Source organism: Streptosporangium sp. 'caverna', assembly GCF_003203775.1.
Lineage (GTDB): Bacteria > Actinomycetota > Actinomycetes > Streptosporangiales > Streptosporangiaceae > Streptosporangium > Streptosporangium subroseum.
Map to the genome: position 1 here is coordinate 10,574,279 of NZ_CP029711.1, position 22,518 is coordinate 10,596,796.

General features: G+C 68.4%; 22 protein-coding genes. 7 read left to right on the forward strand and 15 right to left on the reverse strand.

Annotation, left to right across the window (positions count from 1 at the left end; translation table 11 throughout):
- The first annotated feature begins 22 nt into the window (after positions 1-22).
- Genes DKM19_RS45695 through DKM19_RS45705 form a run of 3 tightly spaced genes read left to right on the forward strand, consistent with a single transcriptional unit; the run spans position 23 to position 3,671 of the window.
- Positions 23-1,318 (forward strand): aminotransferase class V-fold PLP-dependent enzyme, encoded by a 1,296-nt coding sequence (locus DKM19_RS45695; RefSeq protein ID WP_110704857.1) that lies wholly within the window; start codon positions 23-25, stop codon positions 1,316-1,318.
- A gap of 18 nt (positions 1,319-1,336) precedes the next feature.
- Positions 1,337-2,533, forward strand: a complete 1,197-nt coding sequence (locus DKM19_RS45700; RefSeq protein WP_110704858.1) for an NADH-quinone oxidoreductase subunit D — start codon at positions 1,337-1,339, stop codon at positions 2,531-2,533.
- 16 nt (positions 2,534-2,549) lie between these two features.
- A complete protein-coding gene (locus DKM19_RS45705) occupies positions 2,550-3,671 on the forward strand; it encodes an acyltransferase (protein WP_110704859.1) in 1,122 nt (373 codons plus the stop codon).
- A gap of 183 nt (positions 3,672-3,854) precedes the next feature.
- On the opposite strand, the gene DKM19_RS45710 is transcribed toward DKM19_RS45705, so the two are convergent.
- From DKM19_RS45710 to dacB, 11 genes are all read right to left on the reverse strand, one after another.
- On the reverse strand, positions 3,855-4,307 hold the full coding sequence (locus tag DKM19_RS45710) for a DUF3180 domain-containing protein (RefSeq protein ID WP_110704860.1): 453 nt from the start codon (positions 4,305-4,307) through the stop codon (positions 3,855-3,857).
- Positions 4,304-4,801 carry a 2-amino-4-hydroxy-6-hydroxymethyldihydropteridine diphosphokinase gene (gene folK / locus DKM19_RS45715; protein ID WP_110704861.1) on the reverse strand — a complete coding sequence of 166 codons (498 nt, stop codon included), beginning with the start codon at positions 4,799-4,801 and terminating at the stop codon, positions 4,304-4,306. Before folK ends, DKM19_RS45710 begins: the two co-directional genes overlap by 4 nt.
- Positions 4,798-5,196, reverse strand: a complete 399-nt coding sequence (gene folB, locus DKM19_RS45720) for a dihydroneopterin aldolase (protein ID WP_110706456.1) — start codon at positions 5,194-5,196, stop codon at positions 4,798-4,800. The genes folK and folB overlap by 4 nt, the downstream gene beginning before the upstream one ends.
- Positions 5,197-5,270: 74 nt before the next feature.
- Positions 5,271-5,708 carry a nuclear transport factor 2 family protein gene (locus DKM19_RS45725; protein WP_089212573.1) on the reverse strand — a complete coding sequence of 146 codons (438 nt, stop codon included), beginning with the start codon at positions 5,706-5,708 and terminating at the stop codon, positions 5,271-5,273.
- Positions 5,705-6,556 (reverse strand): dihydropteroate synthase, encoded by an 852-nt coding sequence (gene folP, locus DKM19_RS45730; protein WP_110704862.1) that lies wholly within the window; start codon positions 6,554-6,556, stop codon positions 5,705-5,707. Before folP ends, DKM19_RS45725 begins: the two co-directional genes overlap by 4 nt.
- Before the next feature lie 416 nt (positions 6,557-6,972).
- Positions 6,973-7,554, reverse strand: a complete 582-nt coding sequence (gene folE / locus DKM19_RS45735; protein ID WP_110704863.1) for a GTP cyclohydrolase I FolE — start codon at positions 7,552-7,554, stop codon at positions 6,973-6,975.
- A gap of 2 nt (positions 7,555-7,556) precedes the next feature.
- Complete coding sequence (gene ftsH / locus DKM19_RS45740) at positions 7,557-9,560, reverse strand: ATP-dependent zinc metalloprotease FtsH (RefSeq protein WP_110704864.1); 2,004 nt, start codon at positions 9,558-9,560, stop codon at positions 7,557-7,559.
- Between the two features lie 280 nt (positions 9,561-9,840).
- Entirely contained in the window at positions 9,841-10,398 is a 558-nt protein-coding gene (gene hpt, locus DKM19_RS45745; protein ID WP_218825710.1) for a hypoxanthine phosphoribosyltransferase, read from the reverse strand.
- A 35-nt stretch (positions 10,399-10,433) separates the two neighbouring features.
- The gene (gene tilS / locus DKM19_RS45750; protein WP_110704865.1) at positions 10,434-11,429 is read right to left on the reverse strand and encodes a tRNA lysidine(34) synthetase TilS; all 996 of its coding nucleotides are present in this window, start codon (positions 11,427-11,429) and stop codon (positions 10,434-10,436) included.
- 92 nt (positions 11,430-11,521) lie between these two features.
- Entirely contained in the window at positions 11,522-12,616 is a 1,095-nt protein-coding gene (locus tag DKM19_RS45755) for a zinc-dependent metalloprotease (protein ID WP_204359261.1), read from the reverse strand.
- A gap of 51 nt (positions 12,617-12,667) precedes the next feature.
- The gene (gene dacB / locus DKM19_RS45760) at positions 12,668-14,053 is read right to left on the reverse strand and encodes a D-alanyl-D-alanine carboxypeptidase/D-alanyl-D-alanine-endopeptidase (RefSeq protein ID WP_110704866.1); all 1,386 of its coding nucleotides are present in this window, start codon (positions 14,051-14,053) and stop codon (positions 12,668-12,670) included.
- Between the two features lie 105 nt (positions 14,054-14,158).
- On the opposite strand from dacB, the gene DKM19_RS45765 reads away from it, so the two are divergent.
- Positions 14,159-14,656, forward strand: coding sequence for an inorganic diphosphatase (locus tag DKM19_RS45765; RefSeq protein WP_089212566.1), 498 nt, complete (start codon positions 14,159-14,161; stop codon positions 14,654-14,656).
- 3 nt (positions 14,657-14,659) lie between these two features.
- Here the strand turns inward: DKM19_RS45765 and DKM19_RS45770 are convergent, their stop codons facing one another.
- A complete protein-coding gene (locus DKM19_RS45770) occupies positions 14,660-15,931 on the reverse strand; it encodes a C40 family peptidase (protein ID WP_110704867.1) in 1,272 nt (423 codons plus the stop codon).
- A gap of 187 nt (positions 15,932-16,118) precedes the next feature.
- Positions 16,119-17,996, reverse strand: a complete 1,878-nt coding sequence (locus DKM19_RS52865) for an RNA polymerase sigma factor (protein ID WP_110704868.1) — start codon at positions 17,994-17,996, stop codon at positions 16,119-16,121.
- A 190-nt stretch (positions 17,997-18,186) separates the two neighbouring features.
- On the opposite strand from DKM19_RS52865, the gene DKM19_RS45780 reads away from it, so the two are divergent.
- On the forward strand, positions 18,187-18,510 hold the full coding sequence (locus tag DKM19_RS45780; protein WP_110704869.1) for a hypothetical protein: 324 nt from the start codon (positions 18,187-18,189) through the stop codon (positions 18,508-18,510).
- On the opposite strand, the gene DKM19_RS45785 is transcribed toward DKM19_RS45780, so the two are convergent.
- Together DKM19_RS45785 and DKM19_RS45790 are read right to left on the reverse strand one after the other, a co-directional pair.
- Entirely contained in the window at positions 18,488-19,294 is an 807-nt protein-coding gene (locus tag DKM19_RS45785) for an FxLYD domain-containing protein (RefSeq protein WP_110704870.1), read from the reverse strand. The two genes, DKM19_RS45780 and DKM19_RS45785, sit on opposite strands and share 23 nt — an antisense overlap.
- A 63-nt stretch (positions 19,295-19,357) precedes the next feature.
- A complete protein-coding gene (locus DKM19_RS45790; protein ID WP_110704871.1) occupies positions 19,358-20,968 on the reverse strand; it encodes an ABC-F family ATP-binding cassette domain-containing protein in 1,611 nt (536 codons plus the stop codon).
- Between the two features lie 254 nt (positions 20,969-21,222).
- On the opposite strand from DKM19_RS45790, the gene DKM19_RS53195 reads away from it, so the two are divergent.
- Both DKM19_RS53195 and DKM19_RS45795 read left to right on the forward strand, forming a co-directional pair.
- Entirely contained in the window at positions 21,223-21,330 is a 108-nt protein-coding gene (locus tag DKM19_RS53195; RefSeq protein ID WP_369987457.1) for a putative leader peptide, read from the forward strand.
- 107 nt (positions 21,331-21,437) lie between these two features.
- Positions 21,438-22,517: an ABC transporter substrate-binding protein gene (locus tag DKM19_RS45795; RefSeq protein ID WP_110704872.1), complete on the forward strand. Its 1,080-nt coding sequence runs from the start codon at positions 21,438-21,440 to the stop codon at positions 22,515-22,517.
- Position 22,518 lies beyond the last annotated feature (1 nt).

Sequence of the window (22,518 nt, forward strand, 5' to 3'; positions counted from 1 at the left end):
ATGACCTCGAAGGAGACCTGGCGTGTCCACACTGACGATTTTCACCCCCGCCTCCACGCCCGTGACCGCCCCGGCGCCCCAGGTGCCCTCGGAGCGGCGGATTCCCGCGGTGCTCGGCTCCGACCTGGAGGTCCCGGTCAGGGGCGGCAGGCTGGTCCCCTACGCCAACCTCGACTACGCCGCCAGCGCGCCCTGTCTGGAGCCGGTGAGCGCCGCCGTCACCGCCGCGCTCCCGGCATACTCCAGCGTCCATCGCGGCGCCGGGTACGCGTCCCAGCTCACGACGGCCCGCTACGAGCAGGCCCGGCACACCGTCCGCGCCTTCGCCGGCGCCCGTCCCGACGACTCGGTGATCTTCACTCGCAACACCACCGACGCGACCAACCTGCTGGCCCGCAGCCTGCCCGAGGGGACCACCGCCGTGGTCTTCGACACCGAGCACCACGCCTCGCTCCTGCCCTGGGGCACCGCCGTACGGCTCGGGATTCCCGCTTTTCCCGGCGAGGCCGTCCGCGCCGCCGACGAGGCCCTCGCGGAGATCGACGGTCCGAAGCTGCTGGTCGTCACCGCCGCCTCCAACGTCACCGGCGAGCTCTGGCCGATCGCCGCCCTGGCCCACATCGCCCACCGCCACGGCGCCCGCATCCTCGTCGACGCCGCCCAGCTCGTCCCGCACCGCCGCCTCAACCTGACGGCGCTCGACCTGGACTACGTGGTCTTCTCCGGTCACAAGCTCTACGCCCCGTTCGGCACGGGCGCCCTGATCGGCCGCTCGGACTGGCTGGCGGAGGCGGAGCCGTACCTCAAGGGCGGCGGCGCGGTGAAGGCCGTGAACGACGACGAGACCGAGTGGCACGAGGACCCCGAGGCCCGCCACGAGGCCGGCACCCCGAACGTCCTGGGCGCCGTCGCGCTGGCCGCCGCCTGCGACGCCCTGACCGCCACCGGCTGGACCGTACTGCTCCGCGAGGAGGAGCGCCTCCTGAACCGCCTGCGCGCCGGCATCACCGCGGTCCGGGGCGTGCACGAGCTCTCCCTGTGGGGCCCCGACCACCCCCGCGTCGGCATCGTCTCCTTCGTGGTCGAGGGCTTCACCGCCCGCGAGGTCGCCGAGGCCCTGTCCGGCGACTACGGCATCGGCGTACGCGACGGCAAGTTCTGCGCCCACCCGTTCGTCCGCCACCTCCTCGGTACCGCGGACGGCGGCTGCGACGACGTCACCGCCTCCGCCGTCCGCGCCTCCATCGGCATCGGCACCACCGAAGAACACGTCGATCGTCTGATCACCGCTCTGCAGGATCTTGTGTCGCGCGGATGACGTGGCAGCATGGGTCTTATGACTGAGCCCCATGCCGAAGGCGCGCCCCGGACGGTAAGCGTGGGCATCGGGGCCGGAGCGGAGGCCGTGCCGGAAACGCACGGCAAGGAGCTCGCGACCGAGGACATGGTCCTCAACATCGGGCCGCAGCATCCGTCCACGCACGGGGTGCTGCGGCTGCGGCTCACGCTGGACGGCGAGCGGATCAGCTCGGCCGAGCCGGTCGTGGGCTACATGCACCGCGGCGCGGAGAAGCTGTTCGAGGTGCGCGACTACCGGCAGATCATCGTGCTGGCCAACCGGCACGACTGGCTGTCGGCCTTCTCGAACGAGCTGGGCGTCGTGCTCGCGGTGGAGCGGATGCTCGGCATGGAGGTGCCGGTCAGGGCGGTCTGGACGCGCACCCTGATGGCCGAGCTCAACCGGGTGCTGAGCCATCTGATGTTCCTGGGGTCCTACCCGCTGGAGCTCGGCGCGATCACCCCGGTCTTCTACGCGTTCCGGGAACGTGAGACCCTCCAGGCCGTGATGGAGGAGATCTCCGGCGGTCGCATGCACTACATGTTCAACCGGGTCGGCGGCCTCAAGGAGGAGCTGCCCCTGGGCTGGGCGAACCGGGTCTCCCGGGCCGTCGCCGACGTACGGCGGCGGCTGCCCGACATCGAGAACCTGATCGTCGGAAACGAGATCTTCGTCGCTCGCACGCGCGGAGTGGGCGTCCTGGACCGCGAGACGATCATGCAGTACGGCGTGAGCGGCCCGATCGCCCGCGCCTCGGGCGTGGACATCGACCTGCGCAGGGACGAGCCCTACCTGGCCTACGGCGAGCTGCCGGTGAAGGTCATCACCCGGTCCGCCGGAGACTGCCACGCCCGGTTCGAGGTGCTGCTGGAGCAGGTGAAGGTCTCCCTGGATCTGGCCGACGCCTGCGTGGAGCGACTCCTCGAACTCCCGCAGGGGCCGATCAACCAGCGCCTGCCCAAGGTGCTCAAGGTGCCCGAGGGCCACACCTACGCCTGGACCGAGAATCCGCTGGGCATCAACGGCTACTACCTGGTCTCCCGCGGAGAGAAGACTCCGTGGCGGATGAAGCTCCGCTCGGCCTCCTACAACAACGTCCAGGTGCTGCGGGAGATGCTCCCCGGTCACCTGATCTCCGACATGGTCGCCATCCTCGGCTCGATGTTCTTCGTCGTCGGCGACATCGACAAATGAGGCACGGTAGGACTGCATGAGCGAACGTGGTGGGGACACGAGTCCCCGCGTGACGGCCGGACGGCAGCGGGACAAATACGTCGACTGGCTCCGAGCGATCAGTCTGCTCGTCGTGGTGCTCTGGCACTGGGCGTTCACGATCCTGCAGTGGGGTCCGGAGGGCCCCTCGCCGACAAGCCCGCTGGGCTTCACCTCGGGGCTGTGGATCCTCACCTGGCTGCTCCAGGTGCTGCCGCTCTTCTTCTACGTCGGCGGGCACGTCCACCTCCTGTCCTGGGAACGCGCCCGCGAGCGCGGGGTGGGCATCGGGACCTTCGTCTGGCGGCGCATCCGCAGCCTCGCGATCCCGGCGCTGGCGCTGGCCGTCACCTGGATCGTGCTGGGCGCGATCGTGACGTGGGCGTTCGGGATCGGCTGGATGGACCGGGTCGTCCTGCTCATCATCAGCCCGCTGTGGTTCATCGCCGTCTACCTCGTGCTGATCGCCCTGCTCCCCATCGCGCTGTGGCTGCACCGCCGCTTCGACGTGCTGATTCTCATCTGGCTCGCGGGGGCGGCGCTGGTGGTCGACGTGCTGCGGCTGCGCTACGGCTACGAGGCCGTGGGCTGGCTCAACATGATCATTGTCTGGGGCCTGGCCCACCAGGCGGGGTTCTTCTACGACAGGGTGGTGGCCCTGGCCCGCCAGTTCGACGTCGCCATCCTGTGGACCGGGCTGTTCGGCCTCTTCGGGCTGGTCTACTCGGGCATCTACCCGGGCTCGATGGTGGGCGTGCCCGGCGACAAGCTGTCCAACATGGCGCCGCCGACCTTTGTCATCGTGGCGCTGCTGGTCTTCCAGATCGGCCTGGTGGAGGTGCTGAGGCCGTCCATGGAGCGCCTGCTGGAGCGCCCGAGGTGGCAGCGCGTCAACGAGACGGTCAACAGGTTCGCGCTGCCGCTGTTCCTGTTCCATACGACCGGCATGGCGATCTGGGTGGCGCTGACCTGGTGGCTGCTCGGCGGGGCGCCGCCCAGCCAGGGAGCGCCCGACCTGTCCTGGTGGCTGGAGAGGCCCCTGGCCGTCATCGGCCCGCTGCTCTGCACGTTCCCGGTCATCATGCTGTTCGGCCGCAGACGACGGGCCGCGAAGCCTTAGGAGCCTCCCCGGAGCGGACGGTGGAGGTGCCGGAGGCGTCTCCAGGCTGAACGGCGAGGCACCGGGAGCCGTTCTCCGGGCTGGGAGGACACGAGGCTCCGGGGGCGTCTCCGGGCCGGAGGCGAGGCTGCGGGAGCGTTCTTCGGGCCGGACCGCGCCGGGAGCGTTCTTCGGCGGCCGGTTCTAGCGGTCTTCCTCGTTGGAGTCCTTGGGCACCTTGCAGCAGTGTTCCAGATAGAGGGCCGCGCAGACCAGCAGCACGCAGACGACGAACGAGCCGCCGGTGATGAGGAAGTCGCGCCGGGGCACGCCCTGGTCCAGCAGGTCGGCGGTGTAGAGGGTGAATCCGGCGAAGATCCCGGCGAAGATCGCCCCGCCGTACGCGGAGGCCTTGGCGAGGCCCACGAGGCGGGCCACGGCCAGCGGCTCGACGGGCTTGGTGTCGGGCTTGCGCTCGATCCTGGCCTTTGTCATCCATCCGCTGTAGAACTCGCCGATCGCCAGCAGGAGCACCGTCGGGATCGAGGTCCACGGCACGGTCGGCAGGTCCGAGTAGAGCGGCTTCAGGAGTGCCCACGTAAGGATCGCGAACACGATGAAGAGCCCGACGAGCACGCCGGGACGGGTTGGCTTCACACGGGCCTCTTCAGCGTCAGATCGGTGCGCGGCCGTACGTAGTCCTGATCCAGGTCGGCCAGCAGGTCGGCCACCCTGCGCCCGGAGAGGACCGCCTCCGGGTCGGCCCGCACCCATGGCACCAGCACGAACGCCCGTTCGTCCGCCCTGGGGTGCGGCAGCGTCAGATCGGGGTCGTTCATGACGACGTCTCCAACGGTGATCAGGTCGAGGTCCAGGGTGCGCGCTCCCCAGCGCTCCCTGCGGACCCGGCCGAAGGAGTTTTCCACATCCTGAACACGCTCAAGGAGCGCCCAGGGTTCCAGCGCGGTCTCGGCGATCACTATGGCGTTGAGATAGAGGCCCTGTTCCGGTCCGCCGAAAGGGTCGGTCTCGTAGACCGGCGACACCGCGACGAACGTGAGCTCCGGGCCCTCGAAGAGCGCGTCGAGCGCGCCCTGCAGCGTGGCGAGCCGGTCACCCAGATTGCTGCCGAACCCCAGCACGACCCTCATGCCCGGCTCCGGGTGATCGTCACGATCACGTCGTCGAACGGCAGCGGGATCGGCGCGGCGGGCTTGTGCACGCTGATCTCCGCCGACGACACGAGCTCGCGGGACAGACAGACGTCCGCCAGGCGCTGAGCCAGGGTCTCGATCAGATCGACGGGCTCTCCCTCCACGACCTTCACCAGATCCTGGGCGAGCTCGCCGTAGTGGACGGTCTTGGTGAGGTCGTCCCCGGCCGCCGCGGGTGCTGTATCCAGAAAAAGAGTGACATCGACGATGAATTCCTGGCCGAGCTCCCGCTCCGCGGCGAGCACGCCGTGCCGCCCTCGGGCCCGCAGCCCCTTCACACTGATCCGATCATGGATTCGATCCTGGATCGGGTCGCTGACCCAGTCCTGCATCGGATTGCTGATCAGATCCTGCATCGAGTCCTGGATCGGATCGCCCTCCTCGGCGGCCCGCTCGCTGCTCTCGCTCACGCGGATTCCTCTTCCTCTTCGTCGTCACCCTGCAGCACAGGTGAGCCGTGATGCAACCAGAGCCGCCACCCCGCCGACGATCTGACGAAGGTGTTGCTCGCCACCACCTTGCCCGCCGCGAAGCTGGAATCACCTTCGTCGCCCGCGGTGAGAATGTTCTCCTCGCAGGTGAGGATCGCGATGTCGCCCAGGACCATGACGCGGACGTCGGTCAGCACGAACTGAATGTAGGGCGTGTTGGCCATGATGAGAGCCCATGAGCGCAGCACCTCCTGCCGGCCGTTCACGATCGGCCATCCGGGATGCACGCAGCTCACCTGCTCGCCGTCGATGTCCTCGGCCCAGATCTCTGTCATCCGGTCGAGGTCGGCGTTCTCGATAGCGGTGTAGAACGCCTGGTTGACCGTCTCGACGGCGGTGGTGTCGACGCTCATGATCTCGCTCCCTGAACTGCGGCCACCACGCGGACGGCGTCCGCGTTCGGGCGTACGTCATGCACCCGCACGCACCATGCCCCCGCCTGCGCGGCGAGGGTGGTCACGGCGAGTGTGGCGTCGTCACTCTGGCTGAAAGGGCGCGGGGCGCCATCCGGGTCGGCGAGCAGGCGCCCCAGGAAGCGTTTCCGCGAGGCACCGATGATCAGCGGGTAGCCCAGCTCTCCGAGCTGCTCGATGCCCGCGATCAGTTTCCAGTTGTGTTCGGCGTTCTTGGAGAAACCCAGCCCCGGATCGAGCACGATCTGGTTCTCGGCGACCCCCTCCGCCAGCACGGAGGCCACCCGCTTGGCGAGCTCCTCACGCACCTCGGTCACGACGTCGCCGTATACGGCCCGGCTGTCCATGGCATGGCTGTGTCCTCGCCAGTGCATCACCACGTACGGCACCCCCGACGCGGCCACGATCCTCGGCATCGCCGGGTCGGCCAGCCCGCCGCTGACGTCGTTGACCAGCTTCGCCCCGGCCTCCACGGCCGCCTGGGCGACCTCGGCCCGCATGGTGTCGACGCTGACCGTGACGCCCTCGCGGCTCAGCTCCCTGATGACCGGCTCGACCCTGGCCAGCTCCTCCTCCAGCGACACCCGCGCGGCCCCGGGCCTGGTGGACTCCCCGCCCACGTCGACGATGTCGGCACCCTGCTCGACCAGCTCCAGGCCGTGCCGTACGGCTATCGCCGGGTCGAACCACTGGCCGCCGTCGGAGAAAGAGTCGGGGGTGACGTTGACCACGCCCATCACAAGGCACCGGCCCACATCGGGCATCCCCGGCACACTCCACGTAGTCATGCCGATAAGCCTAGGCGCTCCACATCCGTCGGCCGTCTCGTGGGTCCGGCTTGCGCCATAACGAATCAGCCCCTCCGGTCCCTCCAGCCCCTCCGTCACGGGGCAGGCAGCCATCGATCGGTGCGACGTTCGGGGCATCTGCCCGCCATCTGTTTCCTCCACTCGGGGGGTTGGAGCTCATTCGGGGGTGTGGAGCTCACCGGACCGCATGGCCGTACCCGCTGCGGTCAGCGGATCGGAGAGCGTTCGGGATCAGGCGTTCGGGGAGCACCTGGCCTTGGCGAGTGTGGCGATATTAGCCCGGCCGAGGTCTGGCCGGAGTGCTTTCCCAGGGGGCCGCGGCCCATAACACAGAAACCTTGCCCAGACCGCCCGCAAGCGGTCTGGACAAGGCAAGGTTTCTGTGGACAACAGGCTCAGCGGATGATGAGGGCCATCGCCTCGGCGCGGGTCCTGTCGCTGTCACGGAACAGGCCGCGCACCGCCGAGGTGGTGGTCTTGGCCCCGGGCTTGCGAACACCGCGCATGGTCATGCAGAGATGCTCACACTCGATCACGACGATGACCCCGCGGGGCTCCAGCACGCTCATGAGCGCGTCGGCGATCTGGGAGGTCATCCGCTCCTGCACCTGAGGGCGCCGAGCGTATACGTCGACAAGCCGGGCGAGCTTGGACAGACCGGTGATCTGCCCCTTCTCGTTCGGGATGTAGCCGACGTGGGCGACGCCGTGGAACGGGACCAGGTGGTGCTCGCAGGTCGAGTAGACCTCGATGTCGCGCACGAGCACCATCTCGTCGTGGCCGGCGTCAAAGATCGTGGTCAGGACGTCTTCCGGGGTCTGCCTCAACCCGGCGAACTGCTCCGCGTAAGCACGGGCGACGCGCGCCGGGGTGTTCTGCAGACCGTCTCGGTCCGGATCTTCACCGATCGCGATCAGGATCTCGCGAACGGCTTTCTCGATCCGGGCCGAGTCGACCTCAAGCGGCTTGCCACTCACGCTCAGTTCCCGTCCCTGGGGACGGAGTCCTGGTGACCGGCACCGGCGGGAAGCACACCGTTTCCGGCGGGCTCACCCGCGGGGAGCGAGCCGTTGCCCGACTGCTCCTTCGGGGTGAGGATCGGCGGGCGGTCCGAGGGGAGCCGCTTGCCGTAGCCGGAGTAGGAGGGGCGCTTCTCCCTGATGACGACCGGGGCGAAGATCTGCATGACCTGCTGGCGGGAGAGCGTCTCCTTCTCCATGAGCTCGAGAACCAGGTTGTCGAGCACGTCACGGTATTCGACGAGGATCTCCCAGGCCTGGTCGTGGCCGGCCTCGATGAGGCGGCGCACCTCCTCGTCGATCGTGGAGGCGACCTTCTCCGAGTAGTCGCGCTCGTGACCCATCTCACGGCCGAGGAAGACCTCGGCGTTGCCGCTGCCGAACTTGCGGGCGCCGAGCTGCTCGCTCATGCCGTATTCGGTGACCATGCGGCGGGCGATGGAGGTGGCCTTCTCGATGTCGTTGGAGGCGCCGGTGGTGGGCTCGTGGAACACGAGCTCCTCCGCCGTACGGCCACCCAGCAGCATCGCGAGCTGGTCCAGCATCTCCGAGCGGGTCGCGAGGAACTTGTCCTCCATCGGAAGCGTCATCGTGTAACCGAGGGCGCGACCGCGGGACAGGATCGTGATCTTGTGGACCGGGTCGGAGTTGGGCAGCGCGTGCGCGACCAGGGCGTGACCGCCCTCGTGGTACGCGATGATCTTCTTTTCCTGGTCCGACATGACGCGGGACTTGCGCTCGGGACCGGCCATCACGCGGTCGATGGACTCCTCGAGGAGCTCCATCGTGATCAGCTTCTGGTCGTTCCGCGCGGTGAGCAGAGCGGCCTCGTTGATCACGTTGGCCAGGTCGGCACCGGTGAAACCGGGCGTCCGGCGGGCGATGATGTCGAGTTCGACACCCTCGGCGAACGGCTTACCGCGGCCGTGCACCTTGAGGATGCCCTTACGGCCCTCCAGGTCGGGACGGTCGACGGTGACCTGGCGGTCGAAACGACCGGGACGCAGCAGTGCCGGGTCCAGGATGTCGGGCCGGTTGGTCGCGGCGATCAGGATCACGCCGCCCTTGACGTCGAAGCCGTCCATCTCGACGAGGAGCTGGTTCAGCGTCTGCTCGCGCTCGTCGTGACCGCCGCCGAGACCGGCGCCGCGGTGACGGCCCACCGCGTCGATCTCGTCGATGAAGATGATCGCCGGAGCGTTCGTCTTGGCCTGTTCGAACAGGTCGCGGACTCGCGAGGCGCCGACACCGACGAACATCTCGACGAAGTCGGAACCGGAGATGGAGTAGAACGGCACGCCGGCCTCACCGGCGACGGCCCTGGCGAGCAGGGTCTTGCCGGTTCCGGGCGGGCCGTACAGCAGGACGCCCTTGGGAATCTTGGCGCCGATCGCCTGGAACTTGGCCGGGGCCTGGAGGAAGTCCTTGATCTCCTCCAGTTCCTCGATGGCCTCGTCCGCACCGGCGACGTCGGCGAACGTGGTCTTCGGGGTGTCCTTGGTGATGAGTTTGGCCTTCGACTTGCCGAAGCTCATCACGCGGGAACCGCCGCCCTGCATCTGGTTCATGATGAACAAGAAGATCAGCACGATGATGACGATCGGCAGGAAGCTCACCAGAAGGCCGACGAGGAAGTTCTCCTTCGGCACGTCGACGGTGTAGCCACCGGTGAGTTTGCCGCTCTTTGAAGCGGCCTCTAGCTGGTCTGCGAGCTGGACGCCCTGGCCGGTCACCCACGAGGAGTAGTAGCGCTTCTTGTTGGTCAGAGTGACCTCGATGCGCTGGTCCTTGTCGATGATCTTGGCGTTGGCAACCTGACCTGTGTCGATCCAGCTGATGACCTTGGAGGTATCGGCCTTCTCGAAGTTACTGTCGCCACTCCACAGAGTGGTGACAAGCAGGAGCAGCACAACGATGCCCAGGATCCACAGCAGTGGCCCACGTGTAAATCGCTTGAGATCCATCCGATGCGGAACCCCGGCGGGCCCGTCCCTTCCTGACCATGGCCTGGCAACCCCGGGCGACCCCGGGGTTCGCGGTATCCCTAACCGCTCCAACTGACTACCCAGAGATGACGAAAAGCCATCCCTTCGGTGTCCGAAGGTACACCGGTGCGCCGTGCAGGGTAACTGCTCGAACAGCACCGGCTTTGCCCTACCAACGTACGTCAGGTAGGCCAGTGTTCCCCGCCGCTATGGGCAATGTCGCGTTCGCGAAAGGCGCGCTTCGCGCAGGGCGTACTTTTCAGCCCGCTCCATATACGTGCGGGGCGAGAGTTCCAATGAAGGGAAGATTGCGATATCGCTCTGCGTAGTCAAGCCCGTAACCGATCACGAACTCGTTGGGAATGTCAAAACCGACATACTTCACATCGATCGGCACCTTGATCGCGTCCGGCTTGCGCAGCGCGGTGCAAATCTCCACGGAGGCGGGATTGCGCGACTTAAGGTTGTGCACCAACCACGACAAAGTCAGACCGGAATCGATGATGTCTTCCACGACCAGCACGTGGCGGCCGGCGATGTCGGTGTCAAGGTCCTTCAGCACGCGCACGACACCCGAGGTCTTGGTGCCCGCGCCGTAGGACGACACGGCCATCCAGTCCATCTCGACCGGCACGTGCAGTGCCCTCGCCAGATCCGCCATGACCATGACCGCGCCCTTGAGCACGCCCACGAGCAGTAAATCCTTGCCCGCGTAGTCCTCGTCGATCCGGCTCGCGAGCTCCTTTATCTTGATCTGGAGCTCTTCCTCGGGGATGAGGACCCGCGAGAGGTCCTTGCCCATGTCGGCTGCGTCCACCTGGGATTTCCTTACGAGACGGGGCTGGATGTTCGTCACTGCCTGGCGAATATCAGGGTGCCACACCGGCGGACCGCTCCAACCCCCCCGGGGACCTCCACCCTCCGCTGCCCCCTCCACGAGGTCACCAGGCGGTCGACCTGAAAGATGTGCGAGGCAGCGAGCGTTCCCGGCGGCGCTCCCGCCTCGATCGCCGCCCGCCGCAACACCCGCCGCCGCACGGCGGGGGGAAGGTTCTCCAGCTCCGCCACCGTCACCACGACCGCCTCGATATCGCTAAGAGCGCAATCCCGGACGATCGCCCGGAGATAGGCGGCGTCGGCCCAGGCGTCGAGGGCGTCCGCGTCGTCCCGGCACAGGGTCGCGGTCCTGGCGAGCGCCTCGGCGATCCCGGGGCCGAGCTCGTCCTCCAGGACCGGCAGCAGCCGTTCGCGGACCCGGACGCGGGTGTAGCGGATGTCGAGGTTGTGTGGGTCGTCCCACGGGACCAGACCGAGCGCCGCGCACGCCGCTGCGGTCGTCTCGCGGCCGAGCTCCAGCAGCGGCCGCCGGTAGATTCCCGCCCGCGCGGGCATCCCCGCCAGCGAGCGCGTGCCGCTCCCCCTGGCCAGCCGGAGCAGCACGGTCTCCGCCTGGTCGTCCCTGGTATGTCCGAGGAGCACGGCCACCGCCCCGAGCCGCGCGGACGCCTCGGACAGCGCCGCGTATCTGGCCTCCCTGGCCGCCGCCTCGGGCCCTCCCGAGGTGCCGACAGAAACGGGCAACGCCTCCGCGAGGTCGAGCGCCAGAGTGGGCGCGAGCCGTACGACATCGTCGGCCCGCTCGCGGGATCCGGCCTGAAGGCCGTGATCCACGGTCAGCAGCCCCGCCCGGAGACTCATCCGGGGCGCCGTGAAACCCAGTGCGGCGGCCAGCGCCAGGGAGTCGGCGCCGCCGCTGCACGCGACCAGCACCAGGTCACCCGATTCCAGGTCACCCAGTGCGTGTCGTACGGCACGGCGGACGTCGGCGACTGCGGGATGCGGACCCATCCCGCCATTGTCCGGCCTCGGACCGGCCGACGGCGCCTTCACCGTCGGCGGCCGAGCCGGTCCGTGGCGTCGCCGGCCTCCGGAAAAGAGGATCAGCCGGTGGTGCCGCTGGCCTCCGGAAGAGCCGGTGCGCCGATCACTCTGGCGATCCAGCGCTCGGGATACTTGATCTCCTCCTGGTCCGGAAGGGTCTCCGGGGAGGTCCAGACCTTGTTGAAGCCGTCCATTCCCGCGCGGTCGACGACCGTGCGGACGAAGGCGGAGCCCTCGGCATACTGCTTCATCTTGAGATCGACGCCGAGCAGCTTGCGGATCATGCGGTCGAGGCGGGAGCCGCCCTCGCGCCGGTGGTGGAACTTGGCGCGAATGTCGGCGACCGAGGGGACCACCGACGGTCCGACCGCGTCCATGACGTAGTCGCCGTGGCCCTCGACGAGGGTCATCACCGCGGTGAGCCGGTCGAGGATCACCTTCTGCTCGGGCGTCTGGATGGCGTCGATCAGGTTGCCGTCGCCGCCCTTGACGACCTCGGCGACCGCGTCGGCGGCCGAGCGGAGCCGGCCGAGGAGCGTGGGCAGGTCGATGTCGGAGGCGAGAAGGAACTCGGTCATCTGGGAGCGGACATACTCCCTCAGCCAGGGAACCCCGGTGAACTGCACCCGGTGGGTCTCCTCGTGGAGGCAGACCCAGAGGCGGAAGTCCTGGGGGTTGACGTTGAGCTCGTGCTCGGCGTTCACGATGTTGGGCGCGACCAGGGTGAGGCGGCCGGCGGCCTCCTTACCCGACGGGTCGGGCGGGAGGAAGAGCTCATACTGCCCGAGGACGCGGGAGGCCAGGAAGGCCAGCACCGCGCCGACCTCGACTCCGGTGACGCGCGACCCCACGGCGCTCACGATCGCCGGCGTCTGGTCCCTGCGCTCCGCCATCCGCGTGGTCAGCGGCTCCAGCACCACCCGGAAACCGTCGACGTTGGCCTTGATCCAGCCTGGTCTGTCGACGATGGTCGCGGGCTGCGGCGCGGTCTCGGTATCGATTCGGGTGAACTCACGGACGTGCCCTTCGGCCACACGGGAGAGGCGTCGCAAATCCGCGACCGCCTGCCGGGCCTCCTCTCGGCTCACTTGCGGTCCGGGGCGCACCAGGCGCGTTCCGGTCGCTACGGCAAGATCCCAGTCGATCACCTGCATACCGTCCACCGTACGTGGTCTCCTTCCGAGTCGCGCGCATCGGACCGGCAATCAACCGGCGGCGACGGTCGCGGCAAGCTTGTCGAGAGCCGCCTCCGCCTTGCCCCAGCCGGGTGGGACGTCGTCCGCCATGAACGCGAAGGTCACCAGGCGGCCTTCCCGCGTGGTGGTCACGCCCGCCAGAGTGTTGACTCCGTCCAGGGTTCCCGTCTTGGCGCGGATCAGACCGTAGACGGAGTGACTTTTGCCGAACCGGTGCCCGATGGTGCCGCTGAACCCGGCGACGGGCATGCCGCTGATGATCGGGTGGAGGCTGGGGTTGCGCGGGGAGGCCGCCGTCGCGACCAGGCGGGCCAGCCCCGCCGGGGTGATGCGGTTCTTGGGGGACAGCCCGCAGCCGTCGAAGATCTGCACGCCCTCGTCCGCACCGATCCGGGTCAGCACCTGGTGAACGGCCGCCACGGCGCCCTCGAAGGAGGCGGGCTTGCCCTCCTTGAGAGCGACCTGCCTGGCCAGGGCCTCGCTGAGGTCGTTGTCGCTGAGCGTCAGGGCGCGCTCGACCAGGGCGTAGACCGGCGGGGAGTCGACCCGGGCGATCTCCTGGGCGCCCGCCGGGGCCTTGGACCGCCTGGCGGACTGGGAGACCGTGATGCCGTACTTCGACAGCAGCGACACGAACGCCCCGTGCGCCACCCGGGAGGGGTCGGAGACCCGCTGGTGGCTGCCCGGAGAGACCCTGCCCTCGTCGACCATGAGCGCCGTGACGGGGGCGACACTGCCCTCGGGCACGTAGTTGGGCTTCCAGGTCGAGGCGGTGCGCGGTCCGGTGTAGAGGGAGTCGTCGTAGGCCACCGTCACCTTGGTGACCCCCGCGGCCTTGAGCGCCTTGGCCGTGAGATTGGCGAGGGAGGACAGCGAGGTCGGCCTGGGGTAGTAGAGAGGATCCCCTGACGACCTGGGACCCGCCAGGGTGGGGTCTCCGCCGCCGACCAGGATGATCGAGTTGGGCGTGGAGCCGCGCACCACGCGGGTGCTGAGCCTGGCGTCGGGTCCCAGGGAGGCCAGCGAGGCGACCGCGGTGACGAGCTTGGTGGTGGAGGCGGGGGTGATTCCCACGCGGGCGCCGCTGTCGAACAGCGTGGCGCCCGTCTCGGCGTCGAGGACCACGGCTCCGACGCGGTCGCCCAGTGCGGGGTCCCCCAGCGCCTCGGTCAACCGTCCGGCCAAAGTACCCTTGGCAGGGAGAGGTCCGTTCCCCCGTGCGGCCAGCACCGGACCTGCGGTGATGATCGGAATGGGAGACGGCTTAGCCGAAGCGACCGGTTTGGACTTCTGCGGTATCAGCTCATTGCTGGTGAGCAGGTAGAACCCGGCCGTGACGGCGACCAGTTGCAGCAGGACGAGAGTGACCAGGGCCACCCACCGCTCACGCCACATTTGCCGCCAACCTCTCATCATCGTTATCCAAACAGGTGTTATTAACGCCTACGAGACATTAACGCCCAACCGGGTGCACCCGGGGGCTTGAGCGGAGGAACCGCGGTGGAGTTCGACGTTCTCGTTGAGATTCCCAAAGGGCAACGGAACAAGTACGAGGTGGACCACGAGTCAGGACGGATCCGGCTCGATCGGATGCTCTTCACCTCCACGCAGTACCCCGCCGACTACGGCTTCATCGAGAACACCCTCGGCGAGGACGGCGACCCCCTCGACGCCCTGGTACTACTCCAGGAGCCGACCTTCCCCGGCTGTCTCATCAAGTGCCGCACGGTCGGCATGTTCCGCATGACCGACGAGAAGGGCGGAGACGACAAGGTCCTCTGCGTTCCCGCCACCGACCCCCGGCATGAGCACATCCGCGACATCCATCACGTCCCGGAGTTCGACCGCCTGGAGATCCAGCACTTCTTCGAGGTCTACAAGGATCTGGAGCCCGGCAAGTCCGTCGAGGGCGCCAACTGGGTCGGCCGGGTCGAGGCCGAGGAGGAGATCGTGCGCTCCATCAAGCGCGCCCAGGACCAGGAGTACAACAAGCACTAGCCGTCAGGCGGGGCGGGTCGCACCGACGAGATCGCTGCGCCATATCGGTGCGACCCGAACCACGTCACCCGTCTGCGGGGCGTGCACCATCAGCCCCTTGCCGACGTAGATCCCCACGTGATGGATGTCGCCGGGATTCTGCGTGATCCGGCCGAAGAAGAGCAGGTCACCCCGGCTGAGCTGGTTGGTCGGCACGTGCGGGCCCGCGGTCCACTGGGTGCCGGTCCAGTGGTCCAGCGTGATCCCGACCTGCTCCCACGCCCGCATGGTCAGGCCGGAACAGTCGAAGGTGTCAGGGCCGGCGGCCGCCCACACGTACGGCTTGTTGAGCTGGCCGAGCGCCCAGTCGGCGGCGATGTCCCCCCTGGACGACGCCGTGCCCAGCGCCGGCACCCTTGCGGACGCCCCCATCCGCGCCGTCTCACGCACCACCGCCGCGGCCTGGCGCCTCTCCTGCGCGGCGCGCTCTCTGGCGAGCCTGGCCCTCTCGAGCTCCGCCGCCCGCTCCCTGGCGAGCCGGTCGGCGGTGCTGCGCGCCTCGTCCGCCTGCCGCGCCAGCAGCGCCTGCTCCTCCTTGATCCGGTGGGTCGCCGCGAGCTGTCTGGCCACGGCCTCCTCGGCCGCCTTCTTCGCCGCCGCCGCCCGCTCCTCGGCCTCCCGCTGGTCGGCGTAGGCCTCTTCGGCCTGGCCCTGGAGGATGGCGAAGACCTCCTGCGAGTCGCGTAGCTGCTTGAGCATCTCGGCATGGCCGCCGCCCATGTGGGCCAGGATGCTGGCCCGATGCAGGTAGTTCTGGTCCATGGAGCCACCGAGGTCGGCCATCATGGCCATCATCGGCTGGGCGAGATCCATCCCGCCGTAGCTCTGGGCGGTGATCGCGGCCACCGCCTCGCGGGACTCCTCCACCTGTGCCCCGGCGTCGGTGGCCCGCTTGCTCGCCTGCTCGAAGAGCTTCTGCGCGTTGACGGTCTTGACCCGCTCGCCGTTGTAGGCCTCGATGAGCTTCTCAGCCTCGGCGACCAGTCCTTCGAGGTTCGCCTGCGCCTCGGCGAGCATGACCGTGGTCGTGCTCAGCCGCTTGCTCCGCTCACGGGCCTCGGACCTGGCTTCGGCGACCTCGTCGGCCGATGGGCCGGGCCTTCCGCGCAGCACGATGTCGGCCGGAACACCCGCACCGGCGATCAGGCAGCAGGACAGGCCCAGGCCGGCGACCGCCGCGACGCGACGACGCCTTCTGGCAAGCGCGCGACGACGCCCTTTGACAGTGAAATGCATGCGTTTACCCCCCGAATTCCCGTATTGCCGCATACCGCTATGCAGCGCCGCATATCAATACGTATTGATGCGGTCCGCAGGGGGTTAATGCGGGCAACCGGTCTACTCAGAATTCCCCTCAGTCACTCTCCGCACACATGTAGCACACGTAACGTAATTTTGGAGATAGGCAACGCGAGGCTTTCCGTCAGACCGTCGGCTTCGGGCCGGAGGCCGAGGACGGCTGATCGGTTGACGCGGTCGTCGGCCGGCCCGGCGAGGCGGGCGGGTCGGAGCGGGTGGGAGGCTGCGGGTTCGGGTTCGGGTTCGCCGGGGCGGGGTCGGGAGCGGTTGGCTTCGGCTTCTCGTGCGAACGCGGGAGGTGCGAGCGCGGGTTCGGGTTCGGATTCGCCGGGGCCGGGTTCCTCGGGGTTTCGCTCCTCGGGTCCTTCGGGGTTTCGTTTCTCGGGGACGGGTTCTTCGGGATCGGGTTCTTCGGGGTTTCGGTCCGCGGGCTCGGGTTCTTCGGAGCCGGATTCCTCGGGGTCTCGTTCCTTGGGGTCTCGTTCCTCGGACTCCTGGGGCCCGGATTCGACGGAACCGGCCGGGGAGCGGTCGAGACCGGTTTTGAACCCCTGCGATGCGGATGCGAGCCCCAGGAGCGCGGGTTCGACGGCCCGGAGTGCGGGTTCGACGGCTTGGGAGTGCTCACGCAGCGGCGGGAGGGCTTGTGTCCCTGGTGGTCACGTGGCTGGTGGTGCCTGTCCGGCGAGCCTGTCCGGGAGGGCCCCGGCGACGTCGGCCAGACCGGACCGTCCGGGCCATCGGGCCTGGGTGGCTCCACGGGTGTCACCGCCGGTGCGTCCGGCCTGCCGCCCGGTCTGACCGGTCCGCCGTCCGGCTTGCCGGTGGGCCGGGGGGAGTTCACGGACGGCCGGTCGGCCGGGCCGGAACCTGCGGGGGTACTCCGGTCGATCTCGAAGACGGGTCTGGTGACGGGCATCGGCCCCCTCGCCCCGACGGAGCCGACCGGATAGGCGGAAACCCTCTCGTCGATCGGCTCCAGCGTCATGGGGGTCTCGTTGGGCTCGGGATCCCACGGCAGACGGATGCCCGGTGGTTCCACCGCGGCCGGCGGCGTGCCCGAGGCGATGCCGACGATCACCTCGTCAGGCCTGCCCGCAAGGTAGGGGAAGATCAACGCGATGGCGGCGACCGCAGCGACCGCAGCCGCCGCACCGGCCATCGCATAAGGCCGGCGATACTTCCGGCGAATCCCGTCGGCGGGAAACCCGGCAGCGTCAAGGAGGCCGACCCTGCGGGCGACGTAGCGACGGTAGGGGACGAGCTCGGGATCGGCGAAGCAGCTCATCACCCGCACGCGCAACGTCCTCGACAGCGCGACCACGGGCAGCAGCTCGAAGACCTTGCCGGCGGAGACCTGCCTGACCCGGTGCGGCGCGCAGATGTCACAGCGGTTCACGTGGCGGATCACCCGCTCGCGCGTCTCCGAGGTGAGCTCGCCGGAGAAGCCGGTCGACATCTGGGCCCGGCTCACGCAGTCGTACGGCCCCTTGCGGACGAGGACCTCGGCGGTGACCACGTCACGCAGCCGCTCCCGAGCCAGTTCGTACAGCGCGCCGGCGGTCTTCACCGTGACTCTCAGTACGGCGGCGAGGTCGGTGATGGTCAGGCCGTGCCGGCAGGTCAGCTCGAGGACCTCCCGGTCCTTGGGCGAAAGGCTCTGGGTGGCGTTCCAGGCCATGACGCGCAGATCGGCGTCATCGGCGCCGGCGAGCACCGGGCCCGCGAGCACCGGATCGATGCCCATGGTGAGGTTGCGCCGTACGCACTCCCCCCGAGCGAGTGCGTACAGCCACACCTCCAGCCGATCGGGATCGGCAAGCTCTCGAATATGGGCCTCGGCCGCGATCAGAGTGTCGCGGAGCGCCACCTGGGCGGCGTCGGGAGTGCCCACCATTGACCAGCAGTATCTGTAGATGCTCTCGGCGTACGTGTCGTAAAGCGCGGCGAGGGCACCCGGATCGCGTGCACGCAAGGCTTCGACCAGGACACTGTCATTCATGTGACAGAAGGTAAATGATTAGTAACTAAAAGTTCCAGCCATTTCCATATAGTGACATCAATTATCTTCGTCGCGTCAGAATGATCAGCAAAAAATGCCGTACGGCTTGCACTCAAAAATATGGATAAACAGTTATTTGCCCGAATCAATGGTGCGCGGCGGCTTCCCGTCGAGATCGCCGGGGAGCGGAGTGCCGGGCCGGACGGAGGCGGTGTCCGCGACCGGCCGTCCGGGCGGCAGGTTGCCGCTCGGGACCGGCGTGGGGGCGAGCGTCACCGATGCCGACGGTGAGGGAATCGACATCACCGTGACGCTGGGCATCTGTGAAGCCCCGTCACCCGGCGTGACCATGATGCGACCGCAGCCCGGCGACAGCAGCACGATCAGCGAGACCGGCAGGACCCTCGACAACCTCGACGGCGATCGAGAACCGCCGGTCCTTCCGGGACGAGACGCACCGGCTCCGCCCCGCCGTACGGCATGCGCCACGGTCACGGCCGGCTGTCACCGGTGAGTGTCGTCCTGCCCCTGTCCTTGACGAACGGCGCCGTGGTCGGCTTGACGATGTGCATGGGAGCGACACCGCCCTTGGCCAGTTCCTCGTAGGGACGGCTGCTCGATCCCCAGGTGCGCGCGGTCACCTCGGCTGTGGCGATCTTGCTGGTGTCCGGGACGCTCTTGATCTGCAGGATGAAGCGGCGCTTCTCCCCCGGCCGGACGTCCTCCACGAACGTGCTTCCCCCGCCGAGAAGCTTGCCCGCCTTGTCCCGTAGGAGTGCGGTGACCGCCAGGCTCTCGGCCGGCCGCCGGTAGGGCGTGCCGACGTATCCGGTGATCAGGTAGCTGCCGTCCTTGTTGTCGGTCAGCACGTCGGAGACCGGGAAGTGCAGGAAGGACGAGACGATCCGGCCGGCCTGATGCCACTGCGCCGGGCGATACTGGATGCTCACGGTGGTGGGCTTCTCGGCGGCGACCACCTGGCCGCTGAAGGAGAGCGAGTCGGCCGGCGGCACGGCGTCCAGCGGCTGCTCCAGCCGGACGACCTCCTTGCCCGCGGCGTCCTTCGCGACCACCGTGGCCACCGTGTGCTCGCCGAAGTGCCAGGGGTTACGGTTGGCGAGCACTCCGGCCCAGTTCACCACATACCCCTCGTCGCCCTTGACGATGGACGAGGCCTGTTCCTTGACCGCGAGCGGTTTGAGCGCGGCGACGGCCTGCTTGTCGTCATCGGAGCATCCGGCGAGGGCAAGGGCGGTGAGGACCGCGAGGGCACTGACGATTCGGGTACTGTACGTCACCTAGCCGTCATAACCCGTAATCACCCCGCGACCTCGCGGACACGCTCAGTCCGGGCGAACTTTTTAGCGCTGACGGACCACCCTGGCCTCATCCCATACCGGTTCGGGTGCTTCGTATACCTTTCCATCGGAACCGAAGACCAGGTAACGATCGAAGTCATCGGCGAACCAGCGATCGTGGGTGACCGCGACCACGGTCCCGTCGAAAGCGTTCAGCCCCTCCTGCAGCGCTTCGGCGCTGGCCAGGTCGAGGTTGTCGGTCGGCTCGTCCAGCAGCAGCAACGTGGTCCCCGACAGCTCCAGCAGCAGGATCTGCAGCCGCGCCTGCTGCCCGCCGGACAGCGTCTCGAAGCGCTGCTCGGCGATGGTCCCGGCCAGCTCGTATCGGGACAGCACCTTCATCGCCTCGTTCTTCAGCCGGGCGTGCTCGCTCATGACGATCTCGACGGGCGTCCGGCCGAGGAGCTCGGGATGGGCATGGGTCTGCGCGAAGTGGCCGGGCACGACCCGGGAGCCGAGCCTGGCCACGCCGGTGTGCCTGACCTCGCCCCCGGCGATGAGGCGGAGGAAGTGTGACTTGCCCGAGCCGTTGGAGCCCAGCACCGCGACCCGCTCGCCGTACCAGATCTCCAGGTCGAACGGCTTCATCAGGCCGGTGAGCTCCAGCCCCTCGCAGATCACCGCCCGCTTGGCGGTCCGGCCGCCCTTGAGCCTCATGCTGATGAACTGGTCCTTCGGCGCCGCCTCGGGCGGTCCCGCCTCCTCGAACCTGCGCAGCCGCGTCTGGGCCGAATGGTAGGCGGCGGCCATGGTGTCCATGTATTTGGCCTTCTGCTTGAGCATGAGCACCAGCCGCTTGATCTTCGCGTGCTCCTCGTCCCAGCGTTTCTTGAGCTCGTCGAGGCGTTCGTTGCGGTCCTTGCGAGCCTGGGCGTAGGTGCGGAACCCTCCACCGTGGACCCAGATGTTTCCGGACTCGACGGTGACGATCCGGTCGGCCGCGTTGGCCAGGAGCTGCCGGTCGTGGCTGACCAGCACCACCGTCTTGGGCGTCTCGCGGAGCGCCTGCTCCAGCCAGAGCTTGCCCGGCACGTCCAGATAGTTGTCCGGCTCGTCCAGCAGCAGCGTCTGGTCGGGGCCCCGCAGCAGCGCCTCCAGCACCAGCCGCTTCTGCTCACCGCCCGACAGGGTGTTGACCTCGCGGTATTTGCAGTCGTCGTACGGGATGCCGAGCGCGGCCATCGTGCAGGTGTCCCAGAGCACCTCGATGTCGTAGCCGCCCGCGTCGCTGTAGTCCGTGATGGCCTGCGCGTAGCGCATCTGGGCCTTCTCGTCCTCGCGCTCCATCATCACGAGCTCGGCGGCGTCGAGCCGCTCGGCCGCCTGCCGTACGCGCTGCGGGGCGACGCTCACCAGCAGGTCGTGCACGGTCCGCTCGTCACGGATGCTTCCGATGAACTGCCGCATGATCCCCAGGCCGCCGGAGCTGGCGACGCTGCCCTCGACCGGCTGCAGGTCGCCCGCGATCAGCCGCATCAGCGTCGTCTTGCCCGCCCCGTTCGGCCCGACGAGCGCCGCCTTGACCCCATCACCGATCCGGAAGGACACGTCGTCCAGCAACGGCCGCCCATCCGGCAATACATACGTCAGATGACCAACCTCAACGTGCGCCACCGCGATTCCCCTCCAAAGGTCCTCGCGCAGCGTACCCGCCGGTCTCACATCCGGGCACCCTGATTTCCCCCGCGACGGCGGTCACGGAACCGTCCCGCCGAACGCGCGGGACCGTACGCGCCTGGCTTGACGCGGCCCGGTCCGCGGGTCATTCCACCGCTGGGCCCACGGAGGCCCGCACCGCGTTTGGGTATTTCATGTAAAACCAGTAGGGAGTATTGCAATACGATCCCGTCGCGCCTAGCGTCGTGACCATGAGGAGCCAGGGAAGCCAGACGGGCCAGGGCGCGCACCTGATCCGGCGGGTGCACATCGATCTCTGCCGCGTCGCCAGCGCCCAGTGTCTCCGCCGCCCTTCTTAACGGCATCCCTTCTCGGCGACTCCCAGCGACTCCGTCAGCCCGTCTCCCCGCCGCGCGACCAGGACGGCGCGCGAGCATGCGAACCACTGACAGCGAAGGACCATCACATGTCCTCCGACCCATCCCCTCGCCGAACCATCCGGCGATCCGCCCTCGTCGCCGTCGCGCTGCTCACCGGATTGACCTCGCTGTCCGCGTGCGCCGGCGACGACAGGACCGTGGCGGCCCTCGCGGCCGACGCGCCGCTGCCGACCCGGGTGCCCGAGGGCACCAAGCTCATCGTCGGCGATCCGGCCACCAAGGTCGCGCTCACCCTCTCCGGTGAGATCGACAGGTTCTCCTTCGAGATCGAGTGGGCCAACATCAGCGGCGGCCCGCAGACCAGCGAGGCATTCCGCGCCGACGCGCTCGACGTCGGCGCGGTGGCCGAGATCCCGGCGATCCACGCGACCTGGACCGGGCTGCCCGTGAAGATCGTCGCGTCCAAGTTCCGCAAGGACCCGATCAACCATCCCACCTACGAGCTGGGAATCGCCCCCGGCGCGGGCGTGAAGACCCTCGCCGACCTGCGCGGCAAGAAGATCGCCTACAGTCCGGGCCAGGCCCAGGGCGCGCTCATGCTGCGGGTGCTGAGGAAGGCCGGGCTGACCAAGAACGACGTGACCCTGGTCGAGCTGCCCAGCACCGGCGATGTCTACGTCAACGCGCTCGCCGGCAAGCAGGTCGACGTCGCCCCGCTCGGTGGGGTCAACAACAAGCGCTACCCCGTCAAGTACGGCCGGGACGGTGCCACCACCATCCCGCACGGCATCCGCGACGACCCCGGTCATCTCTACGTACGGACCTCCACCCTGCAGGACTCGGCGAAGGCGGCGGCCATCGCCGAATACGTCCAGGCCTGGGCGCGCGCCGCCAGGTGGGTGTACGAGCATCCCCAGGAGTGGATCGCGGGCTACTACGTCAAGGACCAGGGCCTGACCCCCGAGGACGGCCGGTATCTCGTCGACCAGGCCGGTGAGCCGGACATCCCCGCCGACTGGTCGGAGGCCATCGCCCGGCACCAGGAGACCATCGAGTTGCTGGCGGCGGAGACCGGCAACCCGGTGCTGAAGGCGGGAGACCTCTACGACCTGCGCTACGAGTCCCTCGGCGCGAACGCCGTGAAGACCGCGAAGGGAGGTGCCTGAC